The 18,589-nt window shown below is 71.8% G+C and carries 17 protein-coding genes; 12 read left to right on the top strand and 5 right to left on the bottom strand.

Features of this window, described 5'->3' with window-relative positions:
* Positions 1-11 precede the first annotated feature (11 nt).
* Together FB388_RS19670 and FB388_RS19665 are read left to right on the top strand one after the other, a co-directional pair.
* Positions 12-1,355, top strand: coding sequence for an MFS transporter (locus FB388_RS19670; protein ID WP_142103659.1), 1,344 nt, complete (start codon positions 12-14; stop codon positions 1,353-1,355).
* On the top strand, positions 1,355-2,947 hold the full coding sequence (locus FB388_RS19665) for a gamma-glutamyltransferase (protein WP_142103658.1): 1,593 nt from the start codon (positions 1,355-1,357) through the stop codon (positions 2,945-2,947). The genes FB388_RS19670 and FB388_RS19665 overlap by 1 nt, the downstream gene beginning before the upstream one ends.
* A gap of 55 nt (positions 2,948-3,002) precedes the next feature.
* Here the strand turns inward: FB388_RS19665 and FB388_RS19660 are convergent, their stop codons facing one another.
* Positions 3,003-3,236, bottom strand: a complete 234-nt coding sequence (locus FB388_RS19660; protein WP_142103657.1) for a hypothetical protein — start codon at positions 3,234-3,236, stop codon at positions 3,003-3,005.
* Positions 3,237-3,541: 305 nt separating this feature from the next.
* Between FB388_RS19660 and FB388_RS19655 the strand changes: the two genes are divergently transcribed.
* From FB388_RS19655 to FB388_RS19630, 6 genes are all read left to right on the top strand, one after another.
* Positions 3,542-3,868 (top strand): hypothetical protein, encoded by a 327-nt coding sequence (locus FB388_RS19655; RefSeq protein WP_142103656.1) that lies wholly within the window; start codon positions 3,542-3,544, stop codon positions 3,866-3,868.
* A 159-nt stretch (positions 3,869-4,027) separates the two neighbouring features.
* A complete protein-coding gene (locus FB388_RS19650) occupies positions 4,028-5,017 on the top strand; it encodes a DUF4190 domain-containing protein (RefSeq protein WP_142103655.1) in 990 nt (329 codons plus the stop codon).
* A 1-nt stretch (position 5,018) separates the two neighbouring features.
* On the top strand, positions 5,019-5,513 hold the full coding sequence (locus FB388_RS19645; protein WP_142103654.1) for a hypothetical protein: 495 nt from the start codon (positions 5,019-5,021) through the stop codon (positions 5,511-5,513).
* A gap of 60 nt (positions 5,514-5,573) precedes the next feature.
* Complete coding sequence (locus tag FB388_RS19640; protein ID WP_211362115.1) at positions 5,574-6,005, top strand: GNAT family N-acetyltransferase; 432 nt, start codon at positions 5,574-5,576, stop codon at positions 6,003-6,005.
* 117 nt (positions 6,006-6,122) lie between these two features.
* Complete coding sequence (locus FB388_RS19635) at positions 6,123-7,628, top strand: amidohydrolase family protein (protein WP_170225739.1); 1,506 nt, start codon at positions 6,123-6,125, stop codon at positions 7,626-7,628.
* 46 nt (positions 7,629-7,674) lie between these two features.
* A complete protein-coding gene (locus FB388_RS19630) occupies positions 7,675-9,531 on the top strand; it encodes a DUF8189 domain-containing protein (RefSeq protein WP_142103652.1) in 1,857 nt (618 codons plus the stop codon).
* Here the strand turns inward: FB388_RS19630 and FB388_RS19625 are convergent.
* Positions 9,467-11,503 (bottom strand): hypothetical protein, encoded by a 2,037-nt coding sequence (locus FB388_RS19625; RefSeq protein ID WP_142103651.1) that lies wholly within the window; start codon positions 11,501-11,503, stop codon positions 9,467-9,469. The genes FB388_RS19630 and FB388_RS19625 overlap by 65 nt on opposite strands.
* A gap of 365 nt (positions 11,504-11,868) precedes the next feature.
* On the opposite strand from FB388_RS19625, the gene FB388_RS19620 reads away from it, so the two are divergent.
* Positions 11,869-13,365, top strand: a complete 1,497-nt coding sequence (locus FB388_RS19620) for a DHA2 family efflux MFS transporter permease subunit (protein ID WP_142103650.1) — start codon at positions 11,869-11,871, stop codon at positions 13,363-13,365.
* Positions 13,366-13,439: 74 nt separating this feature from the next.
* Here the strand turns inward: FB388_RS19620 and FB388_RS19615 are convergent, their stop codons facing one another.
* Both FB388_RS19615 and FB388_RS19610 read right to left on the bottom strand, forming a co-directional pair.
* Positions 13,440-13,841, bottom strand: coding sequence for a DUF6069 family protein (locus tag FB388_RS19615; protein WP_142103649.1), 402 nt, complete (start codon positions 13,839-13,841; stop codon positions 13,440-13,442).
* 62 nt (positions 13,842-13,903) lie between these two features.
* Complete coding sequence (locus tag FB388_RS19610) at positions 13,904-14,680, bottom strand: siderophore-interacting protein (RefSeq protein WP_246122197.1); 777 nt, start codon at positions 14,678-14,680, stop codon at positions 13,904-13,906.
* 244 nt (positions 14,681-14,924) lie between these two features.
* Here FB388_RS19610 and FB388_RS19605 point away from each other — a divergent pair, with 244 nt between their 5' ends.
* The 3 genes from FB388_RS19605 (at position 14,925) to FB388_RS19595 (ending at position 17,945) form a co-directional block, all read left to right on the top strand.
* Entirely contained in the window at positions 14,925-15,230 is a 306-nt protein-coding gene (locus FB388_RS19605) for a hypothetical protein (protein ID WP_142103647.1), read from the top strand.
* The gene (locus FB388_RS19600) at positions 15,227-16,426 is read left to right on the top strand and encodes a glycosyltransferase (protein ID WP_211362114.1); all 1,200 of its coding nucleotides are present in this window, start codon (positions 15,227-15,229) and stop codon (positions 16,424-16,426) included. The genes FB388_RS19605 and FB388_RS19600 overlap by 4 nt, the downstream gene beginning before the upstream one ends.
* Before the next feature lie 91 nt (positions 16,427-16,517).
* The gene (locus FB388_RS19595; protein ID WP_142103646.1) at positions 16,518-17,945 is read left to right on the top strand and encodes an MFS transporter; all 1,428 of its coding nucleotides are present in this window, start codon (positions 16,518-16,520) and stop codon (positions 17,943-17,945) included.
* Between the two features lies 1 nt (position 17,946).
* Here the strand turns inward: FB388_RS19595 and FB388_RS19590 are convergent, their stop codons facing one another.
* Positions 17,947-18,585 (bottom strand): TetR/AcrR family transcriptional regulator C-terminal domain-containing protein, encoded by a 639-nt coding sequence (locus FB388_RS19590; protein WP_142103645.1) that lies wholly within the window; start codon positions 18,583-18,585, stop codon positions 17,947-17,949.
* Between the last annotated feature and the right edge of the window lie 4 nt (positions 18,586-18,589).

Raw genomic sequence — 18,589 nt, 5'->3', positions numbered from 1 at the left:
AGGAGAAGACTGTGACCACCAACGACATCCGGGAGACCGCGCCTGCCGGCGATCCGGGCCCGGACCTGCGCGCGCGGCGCAAGGTCCTCCTGTCCGCGATGCTCGGCAACGTCGTCGAGTACTACGACTTCAGCCTCTACGGCACCCTGGCGGTGATCATCTCTCGCCAGTTCTTCCCGAGCGGGGATCCCGTGGTCGGGCTGCTGTCGGCCTACGCCGGTGTGGTGCTGGCCTACGCGCTGCGGCCCGTGGCGGGCATGGTGCTGGGGCCCCTCGCGGACCTCAAGGGCCGGCGCTTCGTGCTCATCCTGACGCTGGTGGTGATGAGCATCGGCACCGCGGGCATCGGGTTGATGCCCACCTACGCGGCGATCGGCATCGCGGCACCGATCCTCGTCCTGTTCTGCCGGGTGCTGCAGGGCATCGGGGCGAGCGTCGAGTACACCACCGCGGCCAACTTCATCTTCGAGCACGAGCGGGGCAACCGGCGCAACTACCTGGCCGGCCTGAGCGTCGCCTCCACGTCGGTCGGCCCGCTGCTCGCCACTCTGGTCTCCTTCCTGCTCATCACGGCGATGCCGGCCGAGGCGTTCGACGCGTGGGGCTGGCGCATCCCGTTCCTGCTGGCCATCCCGATGGCGCTGATCGGCGTCTACATCCGCCGGCACGTCGACGAGACGCCGCAGTTCAGGGAGATGGCCGCGCTCGCCGAGCAGAACAAGGTCGAGCAGACCCCGTTCCGCACGGCCGTGCGCGAGCACTGGGGCGCCATGCTCCGGGCGATCGGGCTCGGCGCCGGGCAGCGGGTCGGTTCGTTCGTCATCCAGGCCTACTTCGTGACCGCGATGATCAACGCCGGGTTCGGGGCGTCGAACGCCCTGCTGGCGTCCCTGCTCACCTACGCGATCGGCCCGTTCCCCGCGGTGTGGGGCGGCAAGCTCGCCGACCGCTACGGCGGCAGGGTTCCGCTGATCGTCGGCTACGGCCTGTTCGTCCTGCTCACGGTGCCCACGTTCCTGGCGATCGGCTCCGGATCGCTGACGCTGGCCGTGATCGCGGTCGTGGCGTTCACGTTCATCAACAACTTCGTGGGGGCCCCGCTCACGACCGCCTACGTGATGAGCTTCCCGCCCGAGGTGCGGGGCAGCGCGTCGGCGCTGAACTACAACATCGGCACCACCGCACTGGGGTCGACGGCAGGTCTGATCGCGGTGTGGCTGTTCGGCGTGACCGGCACCAACGCGGCCTTCGGCTGGTACATGACGGCCATCTGCGTCATCTCGATCCTGGTGGCGGTCTTCGCGATGCCCGCCGCGGTGGACGAGCACCGTCGCACGGCTCCCGCGAGGAGCTGATGGACCGGCAGACCGCGGCCGAACTGGCCCGGCACGCCCGGTACGGGCCGAAGGCTCCCGTCGCGGGCGAGCGCGGTGCGGTGGTGACGTCGCACCCGCTCGCTACGCGGGCCGGCCTCGACGTCCTGCGCGAGGGCGGTACCGCGGGTGACGCGGCACTGGCCGCCGCGGCCACCCAGCTGGTCGTGGAACCGCACATGACCGCGCCGACCGGCGGCCTGGCGCTGCTGTACCGGGACGGACGGACCGGCGAGGCGAGCTACCTCAACGGCAACGTCGCGGCCCCGCTCGCGCCGCTGCCCGGGTTCACCGGCGCGGACCTGACCACCGGCCGCGGCGTGCCGGTTCCCGGCTGGTGGCCGGCGTTCCGGGCGGCGCACGAGCGGTTCGGGGCGCTGCCCCGGGCACGGCTGCTGCAGGCGGGGATCGACCTGGCCCGCGACGGCTTCGCGGTCAACCCGTACCTGTTCGGCGAGATGTACGCCCGGCGGGCCGAGCTGGGCGCGCACGAGCAGTCCCGGGAGGTGTTCCTACCGTCCGGCAGTCTCGTCGGGCCGGGGGAGATCCTGCGCCAGGAGCGGGTGGCGCGCACCCTGGAGCGGCTGCGCGACGACGACATGGACTACTACCTCGGCGACTTCGCCAGTGCGTTCGCCGCGGAGTGCGGACGCGGCGGCGGGGTGATCACCCCGGCCGACTTCGAGGAGTACCGGGCGATGTGGTCCGCGCCGCTGCGCGGCACCTACCGCGGAGCGGAGATCCTCGCCGCCGCCCCACCCGACGACGGCGGCGGCCAGCTCATCGAGGCGCTGAACCTGCTGGAGCTGTTCGACCTCCCGGCGTGGGGCCCCGCGCACGAGTCCGTGGAGACGCTCGACCTCCTGGTGGCCGTGCACAACGAGGTGTACTACGCGCCGCCGCGCACCGCCTCGACGGACGTCGAGGCGCTGTTGTCGAAGGAGCACGCCGCGAGGCGGGTGGCACGGCTGGGCACCCCACCCGGGCCGGCCGCGGTGCCCACGCCGGGCACGATCCACGTCACGGTCGTCGACGAGCACCGCAACATCGCTTCGCTCACGCACTCGCACATGGCCTCGCCGTGGGTGAACGGCCTGTTCGCCGAGGGCTTCCAGCTCTCCGGCGGCGGGTCGTTCTTCCAGCGTGGCATGCCGTGGCCGGGGGAGCGGGCCACGGTGTACCTCGCGCCGAACATCGTGCTGCGCGACGGGGTGCCGGTCGTGGCGTCCGGTTCGCCGTCGGTATCCCTGGTCGCTTGCGTGCTGCAGAACCTCGTCCACCTGCTGGACTTCGGCCTGCCCATCGAGCAGGTCGTGGCGCTGCCGCGGTTCGGGGTGCGGCCGCACGAGCCGGCGGCGGGCTGGCTGCCCGGGGTGACCCTCGAGCACGGGTTCGCACCGGCCGTCGAGCGGGAGTTCCGCAAGCGTTGCACCGAGCGCGGCCGGTGGCTGAAGGACCTCGGGCCGTGGCACTCGTTGACCGGCAACTTCGAGGCCGTCACCGTGGACGCCGGCGCGGGGGTGCTGCGGTCGTGCGCCGACCCGCGGCGCAACGGCGCCGCCGGGGCGTACTGACCGCGGCAGGACGGCGGGGTGCTCCTCCAGCACCGCACCGGCCCGCCCGTGGTGGTCAGAGTTCCGCCGTGGAGACGTTCATCCTGGGCATCTCGTAGGTGAGCTTGCCGCCGCCCTTGATCTCCTTGGCGTCGGAGGTGGTGTGACCCATGGCCGCGAGCGCGGACTCGGGGACCCCGACAGGCGTACCCGTGGCGGTCCATCCGACCACGAAGTAGCACATGTCGAGCTCGTTGATGCAGAGGAGCGGGTAGGCCTGCGGGGTGGCGATGAGCGGGGCGTCGGGCAACGTCGGGCTCCGATCCAGACGGTGACGGCGAGCGTGGTGGTGTCCCGGGTCGTGCGGTTCGCGTCGCCGATGGGGAGGAGCCGGCGGCGTACGCGGCGCCCGCGACGACGAGGGCAGGCTCCAAGAACGACACGGCGGGCCGGGGCTGCCGGTTCACGACGGCTCCGGGTTCCGTGCCACGTCGGCGAGCACGTCAGCCGTAACGACCGAGGATCGTCCGGCGAGCATGGGTGTGCCCCCCAGCCCCGTGCGGCGCCGCGAGAGCTCCCCGAGACGGCCGCCGTTCCTCGCAAGGAGTTCTGCGCGTGCCCCGTCCTGCTCGTGTTCTGGCCGTCTCCGGTGCCCTCGTCGCCGCAGGCGTGGTCGTGGGGGGCACCGCCCATGCCGCCGTTTCCGCCGCTCAGCCCGTCGAGGAGGCGGTCGAGTTCCGGGTTCAGCCGGCCGAGCACGGATCGGGCATCCAACTGATCTGCATGGCGGACGGCACGGTCACCACGACGCCCCCGCGGCCCACGCAACCGCCGCTGAGGACACGACCACCGCGGCCGGATCCCACCACCGAACCGACCACCGAGAAGCCGACCGAAGAACCCGTCCCGGCCGGTGGTGTCCTGCCCCTCGGGCAGTCCTGATCGCCCGCCGCTGCCTCGGCCGGACCGCCGCGGTCGCGATGTCCCGGTCGCGATGTCCGTCACCGGTTCGGAGCGTCCCGCCACGGCGAGGTGAACGCGTACCCGGCTCGACGATGCGCCGCGAGGGCGGCGTCGACCATCCAGACAGGAGACACCGCGATGTCGGACCCGAACTACTCGCCCAAGCATTCGTACGGTGGCTCGGAGCAGCCGTACGAGCTGCCCGAGGGGCTCACGTCCGAGGAGTGGGCGGCTGCTGACACCGCAGTTGCCCGGATGCGCGCCGAGCGGGACGTCGCCGAAGCGGACGCCCAGGGCCCCGTCGTGGCCGACCCGTACTGGCCCGAGTCGCCGTACGATCACGTCCCTCCGCTGACGCAGCCCGCCGCTCCGGCGGTGAGGAACGGCCCGGGACTGGCCGCCGCGATCCTCGCACCCATCGGCGTCCTGTTCGGTCTCGTCCCGCTGACCGGGTTCGTCGCCGTGATCTGCGCCCTGGTCGCCATTCCGCTCGCCCTCGTCGGCTGGTCCCGGGTCCGCAGGGGCAGGGCAACCAACGGGAAGACCGCGATGACCGGTCTGGTCCTGGGGGCGGGCGCGTTGGCGCTCGGTGTCTGGGGGATCACCATCGTGTTCGCGGCGGTGGACCAGCTCGCCGAGGACCTGTCCGGCCCGGCACCGGTCGCCGCTCCGGTGGTGCCCCGCCCCGCTGGGCAGCAGCCCGCCGTCGAGGCGGAGCAGCCGGCCGCCGCGGCCGGGGCGGTGACCGCGGGGTTCGGGCAGCGGGTCACCTTCGACGACGGGCTCGCCGTCGAGGTCACCGCACCCCAGCTGTACGAGCCGAGCCGGTATGCGGCGGGCCACGACGGTGACCGCGCCGTCAACATCGCGATCACCGTGGTCAACGGGTCCGGCGAGCCGTACGACGCCGTGATGACGATGGTGAACGCCACGCACGGTGGTCGCCAGGTGTCGAGGATCTACGACAGCGCGAACGGTGGCAGCGAGAACCCCGCCGGGACGGTGCTGCCCGGCAAGTCGACCACGTTCACCGTCGCGTTGTCCCTCGGGGAAGCCGTGGGCGAGCTGCAGCTCGAGGTCTCCCACGGTTTCCTCGGCAAGCCGGCCATCTTCGTCGGGCAGGTGTGACGTGGGCACCGAGGCGACGGCGACGATCATCAGCGGGGTGCTCGCGTTCGTGGTGCTGACCGGGTGCTCGGCTCGGATGGTGCCCGGCTCCGCCGGCCCGGCGCTGCCCGCTGCGTCGGCGCAGTCCACCGTGGCGGTGGACGCCGACCGCAAGGTGTGCGTGGACCTCGACGCCCGAGGCGGCACCCTCTACGACACGTTCGTCGTGCCCATGATGAGCGGTGCGAGCGGGCAGAAGAGCATGGACGTCGACCTCCAGCAGATGGTCAACGCCGTCTCCGCGGTGACCCGCGTCGGCGAGGGCGTGCTCGACGCGGCGAGCCCGGGCATCGCCGACGAAGGCGGCCGGCTCGTCGCCGCAGCCGAGGCGTTCCGCGCACACGACCGTGTCGACACGACGGCGCTGCTCACGGCGTTCGTGGGCCTGTCGGTCGAGTGCACGGAGTCGGGGCACAAGCCGTCGTGGTTCAACCCGGGGAAGCTCACCGACAGCTGAGGCCTGCTGGCCTGCGCCTCGAGGGCGGATGCCGATCTCCGGAGGCGTTAGCGTCGCGCCGTGACGGCACGACAGACCATCATCAGGTCGGCCACGCTCACGGACGAACCAGCGGTCCACTCGCTGGCCGCGGAGATGGCCACCAGCTTCGTCGTCGAGCGGGAGAGCTTCCGGCGCAGCCTCGGCGAGCTGCTGGCCTCCGGCAACGCGGTGCTGCTCGTCGCGGAGACCGACGGCGAGGTCAGCGGTTACGTCCTCGGCTTCACGCACCCCGCCTTCTACGCCAACGGCCGGGTCGCGTGGGTCGAGGAGATCGCGGTCCGGCCCGAGCAGCGGCGGCAGCGCATCGGGGCGTTGCTCATCGAGGAGTTCGAGCGCAGAGCCTTCGAGGCAGGCGCGAAGCTGGTTGCCCTCGCGACCCGTCGAGCGGCTGACTTCTACCTGGCCATCGGCTACGAGGAGAGCGCGACCTACTTCCGCAAGCTCCTCTAGCTCCCTGGGCCGGCGACCTGGTGTCTGCCGGCCCGTCCTGCGGGTCCTCGGGGAACACGGGCCGCAGTGCAGGCCACCATCCTCAAACCCAGGACAACGCCCGTTTGCATACTTTCGTTGACTCGCCTGGCCTCGTTGCGTACGTTCGTTTGCGAACGGACGTTTACTGGATCTGGAGGGCGTCCGATGAAGGTTCTCCTGCGCAAGCTCGCTCATGTCGCAACGTTCGACGCCGAGGACCGTGAGCTCCGGGATGCGGACATCCTCGTCGAGGGGCCGCGGATCGCGGCGATCGGCGAGGACCTCGCCACCGACGGCGTCGACCGGGTGATCGACGGGCGCGGGCTGCTGGCGCTACCCGGTCTCATCAACGCCCACCAGCACCTGTACCAGGCGTCCATGCGCACGCTCCCCGAGCTGGAGCGCTCCGGCATGCCCGAGTTCCTGGCCGCCCAGGATGCACTGGTCGCCAGGCGGTGGCGTGAGGGGCGCTTCACCGCTGATGCGGTGCGGGCCACCGCGCGTGCCGTGTTGACCGAATCGGTGCTCGGCGGGGTGACGACGGTCGCCGACCAGCACACCGTGTTCCCCGGCGAGCGTCCCGAGCCGTACGTGGAGGCGACAGTCGAGGCCGCGGCGGAGGTCGGGGTACGGCTGCACGCCGGGCGGGGCAGCGTCACCTTCGGCCGGGCCAGAGGTGGAATGGTGGACGACCTGTTCGCCGAGCCGCTGGATGCGGTCCTCGCGCACGCCGAGCGGCTGATCGCCGACCACCACGACCCGAACCGGTTCGCCATGACGCGGGTGGTTCTCGCCCCGTCGGGAGTCGTCAGCGACGTTCCGGAGATCTTCCGGGAGTTCGCGGATCTCGCGGCCGGTCACCCCACCGTGCGGTTGCACACGCACCTCCACCACCACGAGGACACCCGTTTCGCGCGCGCCCGGTACGGGACGTCGCCATGGCGGATCCTCGTCGACAACGGTTTCGCAGGCCCGAACGTCTGGGTCGCGCATGCGACGACGCCACCGGTGGAGGAGATCTCCGACTACGCCGCTGCCGGGATCGGTATCGCGCACATCCCCGCCGCCGACCTCAAGCTCGGGTGGGGTCTTGCACCGTTGCGTCGCTACCTCGACGCCGGCATCCCGGTCGGTGTCGGTACGACCGGATCGATGACCAACGACGGGGCCGGTCTTCTCGGCGACCTCCGCGTCGCCGCCCTGGCCCACAGGGCGCTTCGCACGGCTCCGGCCGAGTGGCCGTCAGCGCGTGAGCTCCTCTCCGCGGCCACTCGCGGGTCGGCGGCGTGTCTGGGTCGCGACGATCTGGGCTCGTTGGCGGTGGGCATGGCCGCCGACATCGCGTGCTGGGACCTCGACTCGGTCGATCGGGCCGGTGTGCACGATCCGGTGGCTGCTCTGATCTTCACCGGGCTGTCCACCCGGGCTCGACTCGTCCTGGTCAACGGCGGCGTCGTGGTCGAGGACGGGGAGCCGACGCGGGTCGATCCGCGGCGCGCGGTGCGTGAGGTGCGCGCCATCCTCGCCGCCGACGGAGTCGGGACCGGCCGATGGCGATCCGGATCGGACGTACGCAGTTCTGCGCAGTACGCCGCAGCGTGAATCGACCCTCCTCCCCGTGGCCACGTCGACGAGAGGGGTCGCGAGCATGTCCGACGAGATCGACAGGGCGGATGCCGCCGCCGGTATGGCGCCCACGCGTCAACCGATCGCGCCGCAGAAGACCACGGCCCGGGGTGACAAGAGCGAGCAGGTCGAGCGGACCTACGAGTACTTGAAGCAGTACGGGTACTTCCCGAACCGGAGTCTCGCCCGCCGCTATCCCAACTGGCGCCCGGCAATGGCGTTCGAACCGCCGGACCCGAGCGTGTACGACGAACACCTCCAGAAGGCGGTGGAGCTGTTCCAGCGGGCGAACGGGCTGAGCCCCACGGGGGAGATCGACCAGGACACGGTCGAGGTGATGCAGCGGCCGCGGTGCGGATTCCCGGACAACGTCGTCGACGACGACGTGGCGAGCTTCGTGGCGCAGGGGAATCGCTGGCCCGGGCCGGCCGTGAGCTACTCGCACACGAACACCACCCCCGATCTCTCCGTCGCCGAGGTGCGTGCCGCGCTGCGCGGGGCGTTCAACCGCTGGGGCGCTGTGACGCCGCTGAACTTCGTGGAGAACCCGGCCGGCGGGGACATGCGCATCGGCTTCTTCAGCAGCAACCACGGGGACGGGGCCGCCAACGCCTTCGACGGGCCCGGCGGGACGCTTGCACACTGCTTCTTCCCACCGCCCAACGGGGGCGACGTCGCAGGCGACTGCCACTTCGACGAGGCCGAGACGTGGTCGACGAACCTGCCACCGACCGGCATCGATCTCCCGACCGTCGCACTGCACGAGCTGGGCCACGGACTCGGCCTCAACCATTCGGCAGACACGTCGGCGGTGATGTTCGCGTTCTACGGTGGTCCGCGGCGCGAGCTCACGACCGACGACATCGAGGGCATCCGCTCCATCTACGGTGCCCGGTTCCGGTGGGCGTCGCTCTCCGGGGTCGTCTTCGACCCGGTGGTCGCCGCCAACGCCGACGGGCGGCTCGAAGCCTTCGTCCGCGGCACTGACGGCGCGCTCTGGCACATCTGGCAGACCGCGCCCAACAACGGCTGGAGCGGCTGGAACTCGCAGGGCGGCGTGATCGAGGGTGCCCCCACCGTCACCCGGAACCGAGACGGCCGGCTCGAGGTGTTCGCCCGCGGGACCGACGGCGCGCTCTGGCACAAGTGGCAGGTCGCCCCGAACGGCGGCTGGAGCGACTGGTCCTCGCTCGGCGGGTGGATCGTCAACCCGGTCGCCTCGGTGAACGCGGACGGCCGGCTCGAGGTCTTCGCGCAAGGCGCCGATGGCGCGCTCTGGCACATCTGGCAGACCGCTGCGGGTGGCGGTTGGGGCGGTTGGGCGTCCCGCGGCGGACAGCTGACGTCGAAGGTCTCGGTCGGGCGCAACCGGGACGGCCGCCTCGAAGTGTTCGTGCGCGGCACCGACGGCGCGTTGTGGCACCAGTGGCAGCTCAGCGCCGGCGGTGGCTGGGGCGGCTGGTCGTCGCTCGGCGGTGGGCTCGTCGGCCCACCCGTGATCGGCAGCAACGCCGACGGCAGGCTCGAGGTCTTCGTCTGCGGTACCGACGACGCCCTGTGGCACCAGTGGCAGAACAGCCCGGGTGGCGGCTGGAGCGGATGGGCGTCGCTGGGCGGCGGGATCGACCTGCCCTTCGTCGTCAGCAACGCCGATGGTCGGCTCGAGGTCTTCGCCCGGGGGACCGACGATGCGCTGTGGCACATCTGGCAGCTCACCCCGAACGGCAGCTGGGGTACCTGGCAGACGCTGAGCGGTGGACTCATCGGCGGGCCGGTCGTCTCGCGCAACGCCGACGGCAGGCTCGAGGCCTTCGTCACGGGGACGGACCGGGGGCTTTGGCACACCTGGCAGAGCACGCCCAACGGGGGCTGGAACTGACCCCCGGGGAGGCGCGATGACCGGGCACCACCGTCGGCGGTGGCCGTCTGCCGCCACGGTGGTGCCCGCGATCGGGATCGCAGCCCTCGCCGTGGCCGCTCTCGCCGTCACCCTCGCCCTGCTCCGCGACGACCCGCCCGCCGAGACTGCGGCCCCGGCCGCGCCGCCGCGGATCGAGATCACCACGATCACGGAGACGGGATCGGGCGGCGGCGAACGCCGGCTGCAGGTCTTCGGCGTTCTCGCCGGTATGGACGGGGCGCCCGAGACGTACATCTTCGTGGTGGCGCAGCCGGCGGACGGCACACCCGTCGGTGGACCGGTCGGCACCGGCCCGCGGCTCCGGTACGCGTCCCGGGGCACCAGCCTGCAGAACGACGGCGAGTGGCGGACCGAGATCGTCGTGGCGGAGGACGAGTCGCGGCCGCTCGCGTTCCACGCACTCGCAGGCTTCCTGTGCCCGGCGAGTTCCAGCGCTCCTTGCCTCGTCGACGACGCCTCCGTCGCGCGGGCGCTCGCGACCGGGACCGACATCCGTGAATGGGCCGCCCGGTCTCCCGCCTTTCCCTACCGGCCGACCTGATCGTCCCGTGGGCCGGTCGAGCCAGACGATCAGCCGGTTGACGTCCGGCTCCGGGTGCTTCGGCAGCGCCACGTCCGGGTCGAGCGTGCCGAGGTCGGCTTGTGCGAAGCGCCAGATTCCGCGCTCGTTCACACGGGCGATCGGGCGGGCCGGGTCGGTGCCGAAGTCGTCCGGGTAGGTGCAACCGAGCGCGGTCACGTCGACGGAGTTGTCGGTGTTCGCGGAGTACTCGCTGTCGAGGATCTCGCCGGTCGCGGCTCCCGGGGCCCTGAAGGTGTTGTCGATGAACGCCACCCGGCAGGGCTGACCCAGCAACGACGTCGGTCGAAGTCCCTTCACGTGGCCGCCTGCATCCGGCGGGAGCGTCCAGAGCACCCGGTGGAACTCGAACCCGGGTAGCCGGTTCATCCGGCGACGCGTGTCGACGACGAGGTTCGAGTCGGAGACGGTGCCACTGGCCCGGTCGACGTAGTAGAACCGGCGAGTGGTCAGGTGGGTGGCCTCGATCTCGTAGACGAAGCCGCTGGCTCCCATGTCGACGCCGTCCGTCGCGACATCGACGATGCGCCATGCCGACGGGACGAAGTCCGGCTCCACGCGGGGGAGCCGGTCGTACGTGATCGCGGTCGTGTGCTCCAGGCCGATGCTGGCGACGCGGCTGCGCGTGATCGCCACGGTGCGGCAGAGGCCGGAGAAGTCGAGGGCGGCCCTCTTCTGGTTGACCCGTGGGGTCGAGTTCACCCGGTCCACGACGAAGTCGACGATGTTGGGGTAGAAGCCGCCACGCGAGATCCAGACGTCACCGGAGAAACCGCCGTTCTCGATGACCAGGTCGGTCAGCTCGACGGACTCGAACCCGACGTAGGCGATCCGCCGAGGAACCTCGCCGGGGCCGCTCAGGGTGAACGCCCTCCCGCGGAAGCCGAGCATGGTCGAGTGCTCCGCCACGTTCGGCGCCGGCGGCGACGGAGCGAGGCCCTGGTTGCCCATGTTGCAGTCGATCCGCAGGCCGTCGATCGTGATCCGGCCGCGGATGATCACGTCGAACTCGATGGGTCCCTCGGCGTCGGAGCCGGGCCGCCACGTGAGCTGGGTTTCCTCGTCAGGCGTAGGCCGTTCCGGGACGAAGAACAGTCCGAAATTCCAGTCGGGCTCTCCGAGGTCGATCGAGTCGTCCGGTCTCCTGATCGTGACCGGCTCCTGGGCTGAGAGCTGCCCGGCGATGCTCAGGCCGTGCGCCCCGATCGGGATCAGGTTCCGGCGGCCCCGCTTCGTGAGGTGGACGCCGGGCCCGAGGTGCAGTGGCGCGTCGCCGGCCGTCGCGGCGGCGATCGCGTCGACGAGCGCGTCCTCGCTGCCGGACGCCGGAAGCTCGATCGGATCCGCCATCACATCCACCGTCCTCACCCGGGATCGGCCGCCGGTGACTCGACCCCTGCCGGATGCACTCGGTCGCGGGTGGAGCGGTGTCACTCCTCGACGCGGCCGAGCCCGAACCATCCGCCGGCGGGTGTGCGCTCGCGGGCAGGGGCCGGTCTCACTTGACACCTTAACAGCGTTCAGTAATGCTGGTCGCAGCCTTTAACTTAGTTATGGAGGGTTGCGATGGGTGTCTTCGCGTATGGCGTCCGCGAGACCGGTGCGCTCCGGAACGGGCCGCGCACCGCCGAGCCGGCGGGTCTCGGTCGTTCGTGGGTGCTGCAGGATCTGGTGGCGATCGCCGCGGTAGCTCGTTCGTCCGGGACGTCGTTCTCATGACCGGCGCGCCCGGGGTCACGATCGGCTCGTCGGACACGCTCGACGGGAAAGCAAGCCTTCCTGCCGCCTCCGGGCAGCTCGGCGCCCGCGACCGCGCCATGATCGGGGTGCTGCTGGTCTCCACGTTCGTCGTCCTCCTCAACGAGACGATCATGAGCGTGGCGCTGCCGGTGCTGATGGCCGACCTGCAGGTCGGCGCGAGCGTGGGGCAGTGGCTCACCGCGGGCTTCCTGCTCACGATGTCGGTGGTCATCCCGATCACCGGATTCCTGATCCGGCGGGTGCCCACCCGCACCCTGTACGCCGCGGCGATGCTGCTGTTCAGCACGGGCACGCTGCTCGCGGCGGTCGCGCCGGGCTTCGGCGTGCTGCTCGCCGGCCGGGTGGTCCAGGCCGGCGGCACGGCGATCATGATGCCGCTGCTGATGACCACGGTGATGACGCTCGTGCCCCCGGGCCGCCGGGGCGCCCTGATGGGCAACCTCTCGGTCGTCATCTCGGTCGCGCCTGCGATCGGGCCCACCGTGTCTGGCATCGTGCTGGACCTGCTGGGCTGGCGCTACATGTTCTGGCTGGTGCTGCCGATCGCGCTCACCGTGCTGGTGCTGGGGATGCGGCGCCTCACGAACATCGGTGAGCCCACCGCCGCGCCGATCGACGTGGTGTCGGTCGTGCTGTCGGCGCTCGGGTTCGGCGGGCTGGTCTACGGCCTGAGCAGCATCGGTCATGCCGTCGGCGGCGCCTCACCGGTCGTGGTGTGGGTCGCGTTCGCGATCGGCGTCGTCGGCCTGGCGGCGTTCGTCGCCCGGCAGCTGGTGCTGCAGCGGTCCGATCGCGCGCTGCTGGACCTGCGCACCTTCACCTCGCGCACGTTCACGGCCGCGAGCGCGCTGATGATGCTGATGATGGCGACGCTGCTGGGCACGAGCACCATGCTGCCGATCTACCTGCAGAACGTGCTGATGCTCGAGCCACTCGTCACGGGCCTGCTTCTCCTGCCGGGCGGCGTGCTCATGGGCGTGCTCGGGCCGGTGGTCGGACGGCTGTACGACCGCTTCGGAGCGCGGGCGCTGCTGGTGCCCGGCACGGTCGCCACGAGTGCGGCGTTGTGGTCCACCACGCTGTTCACCGCCGACACCTCGCTGCTGCAGGTGGTGGGCTTCCACGTGCTCCTGTTGCTCGGGCTGGCGTTCGTGTTCACGCCGCTGTTCACCGCGGGCCTGGGAGCGGTGCAGCCGAAGCTGTACTCCTACGGCAGCGCGATCTTCAGCACCGCCCAGCAGCTGGCCGGTGCAGCCGGGGTGGCGCTGCTGGTCAGCGTCCTGTCGGTGCGCTCGTCGGCGCTCGCGGCGGAAGGCCTCCCGCTGGTGGAGCAGACCGCGGGCGGGGTGCGCGCGGCGTTCCTGGTGGCGGCCACCCTGTCGCTGTTCGCGATCGGCGGCGCGTTCTTCGTCCGCGGCCCGGCTCCCGCCGCGACGCCCGCCGTCCATTGACCCGGCCGCCAGCCAGCGCTATCTGCTCGATCCCCTCGTGCGGAACGAGGGGATCGAGCTCGCCCGGTCCGCCGTCAGCGGGGCAGTGGCAGGAAGTGCCGGAAGGTGGGAAGGGCCACGGCGAGGACCGCGAGGTGCATCAGGCCCAGCGCGATGCCGGCCACCGGGCCGGCGGAAACCGCGATCAGGACGTCGGGAACCAGTGAGACGACGATGACCAGCGGCACCAACCAGGACATCACCCGGCTGGGGGAGGCGGCACAGCGGCGCACGGTGCTCCAGCCGAGGGTGCCTAGGACGGTGCCGATCACGGTGAACGTCAGGTAGGCGGGCGCGGTGAGGCCGGGGACGGCGGTGGTGTCCGCGCCGAGAGCTCGCGCGGCGACCGCGATGAGGGTGTTGAGGATCCCGGCGCCGACGACGATGGTCAGCACGGAAAGGGCGAACCCGCGCGCGGTGGGGGCGGAGGTGGTCACAGCGGTTTCCTCGTGTCGCGGAGGGAGCGGGACGGGTACTGCGCCGGCGGACAGTGCCGTGGTCAGGGGCTGGGCTTTCCGTACTTCCAATAGCCGCGGAAGGTGATGTCGGACTTCGGCACGGCGCGCTCGGTGACGAGGTGCCTGCGGATCCCGGTGGACATGGATGCCTCGCCCGCGGTCCACGTGTAGAAGCGGCCGTGAGGGAGCTGTGCGTCCCGCACGGCCCGCAGGGCGAGCGTGCCCGGCCTCGTGGCGGGGTCGTTGCGGGGCAACCAGTGGATCCTCGTTCCTGCCGGCGTGGTGACGTCGCGGCGGACGTCGTCCTCGTCGGGAACCTCGAGGAAGACCTCGGCCGGCAGCGTGTGGCTGGAGCGTTCCAGGATCGCGAGGATCGCCGGCAGTGCGCTCTCGTCGCCGACGAGCAGCTGCCAGGTGGCGGCCGGGGTGGGCGCGTAGGTGTATCCCCCGTCGACGAAGGCGACCTCGTCACCGGGCCGGGCCGTCAGCGCCCACGCGGCTCCGGGGGCAGCGGACCCACCCGAGGCGTCCTGGTGGACGGCGATCTCGATGTCGAACGCGCGCTTGTCCGGCCTGAAGCGCCGGATCGTGTACGCCCTGGTTCGGGGACGCTGTCCCGCCGGCTGGAGGGTGTACCGGAGCATCCACTTCGCGCTGTTCGGGAGCGCGAGCCGGTCCTGTCCGGGGCCGGCGAAGAGCAGGCGGCCCGCCTGGTCGTACCCGGACCGCTCGAGGTACCGGACGTCGTCCCCGCCCAGTGTGATCGACACGAAGTGCGGGCTGATCCGCGCGCGGCCCTGGACGGCCAACGTCAGCACCCGCCGGTCCCGGGGTCGCGCGCGACGGGGGGTGCGGACACCTGCAGCGCGCATGAAGACCGCCCTTAACAACGTTCGGTGGGTTGGTTCAGCATGCCTGAACTCTGTTAAGGGGTCAAGCGGCGCCTACGCCGGCCGAGAGCGGCAGCGTCTCTTACCGAACTCCGAACTGCGTCATGATCGCGATTCACCCGGGGCCGAGATCGTGGTGGGGAACCGATCCCCGACCGCCCCAGGAGTGACCGTGCCCGCCCTCGCCGCCCGTGCCGAGGACTTCCGCCCCATCCGGCCGCTCGCAGCCGGTGTCGCCACGGTGCTGCGCCTGGGTCTGCTCGTCGGCCTCGGGATCCTCGCCGGCGACCGGTTCGCCGAGCACATGACCACGCGCCCGTGGCTGCTCGCCGTCACCGGCCTCGCCGTCGCAACACTGTTGATCGCGGCCCGGACGGCCGTTGCCCGGCTCGTCGTCACGGCAGGCGCCCCGGCCGCCCGCCTTCCGCTTCCCGCAGGCGCCGACCGCGGTGCCCCGCTCCCGAGGGACCGACCGTGAACCGTCCGCTGCGCGTCCTGATCGGCGCCGACACCTACCCACCCGACATCAACGGCGCCGCCCGGTTCACCGCGCGACTGGCCGCAGGCCTCGCCCGGCGAGGGCACGAGGTGCACGTCGTGGCGCCGTCCGACGCCGGCGCCGCCTCGTCCCCGGTCCAGGGGGACGGCGTGCCGGCGGTGCACCGGCTGCGCTCCTACCGCGTCCCCGGCCAGGACCGGTTCCGCGCCTGCCTGCCCGGCCCGGCCGCCGCGGGGGCGCAGCGGGTGCTGCGGGCGGTGCGCCCGGACGTGGTGCACGTGCAGTCGCACTTCCAGGTCGGGCGCGGTCTGCTCGCGGCCGCGTCCGGCGCCGGGTACCCGACCGTCGCCACGAACCACTTCATGCCGGAGAACATGCTCGAACACGCCCGGGTGCCGGACGTGCTCGCCGACCGGGTGTCCCGATGGGCCTGGCGGGATCTCGCCCGGGTCTACGCGAACGCCGATGCGGTCACCGCGCCCACCCCGCGGGCCGTCGAGCTGCTCGGCGCCCGCACGGGGCTCTCGGGCCACGCGGTGTCCTGCGGCATCGACCTGAGCCGGTTCGGTGCCTGCGACGCCGAACCCGGATCCGAACCCGAACCCACGGTGCTGTTCGTGGGCCGGCTGGAGCGGGAGAAGCGGGTCGACGAGCTGATCCGGGCGTTCACGCTGGTGCCCGGCCCGGCCCGGCTGGAGATCATCGGTGACGGCACCCGCCGCGCCGGGTGGAGCGCGCTGGCCCGGGACCTCGGCCAGGCGGGCCGGGTGCGGTTCCGCGGCGCCGTGGACGACGACGCGCTCGCCGCGGCCTACCGGCGGTGCAGCGTGTTCTGCATGCCGGGCATCGCCGAGTTGCAGAGCCTGGTGACGTTGGAGGCGATGGCGGCCGGGCGGCCCGTGGTGGCTGCCGACGCCGTCGCGCTCCCGCACCTCGTCCACCCGGGGCGCAACGGCCTGCTGTACGGGCCAGGAGACGTGGCCGGGCTCGCCGCGGCGCTCACCGCCCTGCTCCGCGATCCGACGGCCCGAGCGCGGATGGGCGCGGCCGGCCGGGAGGCGGCCGCGGCACACGACCTCGACGCGACGCTCGACGCGTTCGAGGACGTGTACGCCGACGTGCGACGCGGCTCCGCCCGGGTGCGCGTCAGCCGTCGCGTCGCGGGCGTGGTGTAGCGCCCCTGCGGACGGACCGCTCTCCGGAACCGGAGAGAGAAACCCTCGAGGCGGTCGGGTGTTCCCGGCCGCCGCCACCTGGAGAGAACTCATGGTGCAAGTCACGTCGGTAGCGCGCCCGTCGGGCGTCGCGGAGGACAGGTGGAGCGGTCGGCTGGTCGGCTGGTTGGTGATCCTCGTCGGGGCGAACCTGTTGGCCGACCTGGTCATCGTCGCCCCGCTCCTGGCGTTGCCGGACATGATGCGGCACTTCCAGACCGACCAGGCCGCGTGGCTCAACTCGAGTGCGATGCTGGCGGGCGCGATGTGGGCGCCGCTGCTCGGCCGCAACGCCGACATCCACGGCAAGCGCCGGATCCTCGTCGTCACCATGCTCGTCACGCTCGCGGGATCGCTCATCTGCCTGGTCGCGCCGAACGTCGTCGTCTTCGTGCTCGGGCGGTTCCTGCAGGGCGCGGCCATGGGAGCGGTCCTGCTCACGGTGGCGATCACCCGCCAGGTCTGCACTCCACGGGTCGGGATGGCCGCCGTCGGCGTCGTGACCACAGGCGCATCGGTACTGGGGATCCCCGCGCTGTTCCTGCTGAACCCGGCGATCGACGCGTTCGGCTACCGGAGCGTCTTCGTCGTCGCCATCGCTCTCGCGATTGTCTGCGCGGTCACCGTGCGGCTGTTCATCCCGGAGCCGCCGATCCGCTCCGGCGGGTCGGTCGACCTCGTCGGGGCGCTGCTGCTCGGTTCCGGTCTGGTCGCGGTGCTCGGTAGCGTCAGCATGGCTCCGGACCTGGGCTTGGCGAACCCGGGTCTGCTGGCCGCGCTGGTCGGCGGCGTCATCGCGCTGGCCGCCGGGGTGCGGCACGTGCTGCGGGTCCCCGAGCCGATCGTCGACCTGCGTGGGCACAGCGGGTCGCTGGCGTTGACGCTGGGAGCGGTGGCGCTCACGGCCGGCTCGATCCAGAGCATGCTGCAGCTGAAGAGCCTCGTCGCGGAAGTGCCGCCCGAGCTCGGCCTCGGCTACGGCCTCGGCGGTGGCGACGTGGTGCTCGCGTTGTTCATGCTGTCCGCGGTCGGGATCATGATCGGTGGTCCGGTGTCGGGTGTCCTCGCGTCCCGGATCGGTCCGGCGCGCACGCTGCTCGCCGGGATCGCGGTGGGGCTGTTGGCCACGTTCGGGATGCTCGTGGGCATCTCGGTGCTCCCGATCGGGCTGGTCTGCGCCACCCTGCTCGGGGTGGCCGCCGGCGCGGGCATCGCCTCCAGCTTCAACCTCGCGACCGTCATGACACCGCCCGAGAACCACGGTGCGATCGGCAGCCTGGTGGCGGTCGTGCTTTGCGTCGGGTCGGTCGTGCTCAATTTCGTCGGCGTGATGCTGCTCAACGCGACGGCCACCGACACGCTCGTCGCAGGAGTCGCCGCGAACTCGCTGGCCGGGGTGCAGCTCTACATCCTGATGGGTGGCGCGGCGCTCGTCGCGGCCGCGGTGCTCGCGACGGCGCTGGTGCGCAGGCGCGGGTGAATCACGCGTCCGGCAGAGTGGCGAGCCCGTTCAGCACGATGCCGAGATGCCGTTCGAACCGCTGGTCGCCGTCGTCGTGGAGGTGGCCGGCCTCCTTGACAAGTGACGCGCCTTCGCCCAGCCAGGCGTCGCGCCGGGTGGCCGAGTAGCGCGTCGGATCGGTCTCGGCGGCCTGGCGTCGTTCCTGTTCCTCGATGACGAAGCCGACGACGAAGGCGGTGACCACGTCGACGGCGTCGTCGGCGTCGGCGGGCTTCCAGCCGGACGCGGTCCAGCGTTCGAACAACGGCTCCTTCGTGCGGACCACGTCCGGGTCGGTGATCCGGGTGCCGCTGAAGATGCGGGCCCCGTCGCGGTGGAGCAGGTACTCGGAGCGCAGGACGCGGGCGTAGGCGGCGAGGTCGTCGCGCCAGCCGTCGCCGGGCGGGACCGCGGCGAGGGCGCCGGTCACGCGGCGCATGACCTCGGTGGCCATCTCGTCGAGCAGCTCCTGCTTGTTGCGCACGTGCCAGTAGAGGGCGGGGGCGCGGACGTCGAGCCGGGAGGCGAGCGCGCGGACCGTGAGCCCGTCCATGCCCTTGTCGTCGAGCAGCTCCAGCGCTGCCGTGACGATCTGCTCCCGGGTGATGCCCTTGGTCATGGTT

Source organism: Pseudonocardia cypriaca (assembly GCF_006717045.1).
Lineage (GTDB): Bacteria > Actinomycetota > Actinomycetes > Mycobacteriales > Pseudonocardiaceae > Pseudonocardia > Pseudonocardia cypriaca.
This window is presented reverse-complemented; position numbering and strand designations above follow the sequence as displayed.

Coding starts and splice junctions, on each gene's coding strand:
- FB388_RS19590 (WP_142103645.1), bottom strand. CDS start 18,585: ATGACCAAGGGCATCACCCGGGAGCAGATCGTCACGGCAGCGCTGGAG.
- FB388_RS19665 (WP_142103658.1), top strand. CDS start 1,355: ATGGACCGGCAGACCGCGGCCGAACTGGCCCGGCACGCCCGGTACGGG.
- FB388_RS19625 (WP_142103651.1), bottom strand. CDS start 11,503: ATGGCGGATCCGATCGAGCTTCCGGCGTCCGGCAGCGAGGACGCGCTC.
- FB388_RS19630 (WP_142103652.1), top strand. CDS start 7,675: ATGTCCGACGAGATCGACAGGGCGGATGCCGCCGCCGGTATGGCGCCC.
- FB388_RS19650 (WP_142103655.1), top strand. CDS start 4,028: ATGTCGGACCCGAACTACTCGCCCAAGCATTCGTACGGTGGCTCGGAG.
- FB388_RS19595 (WP_142103646.1), top strand. CDS start 16,518: ATGGTGCAAGTCACGTCGGTAGCGCGCCCGTCGGGCGTCGCGGAGGAC.
- FB388_RS19620 (WP_142103650.1), top strand. CDS start 11,869: ATGACCGGCGCGCCCGGGGTCACGATCGGCTCGTCGGACACGCTCGAC.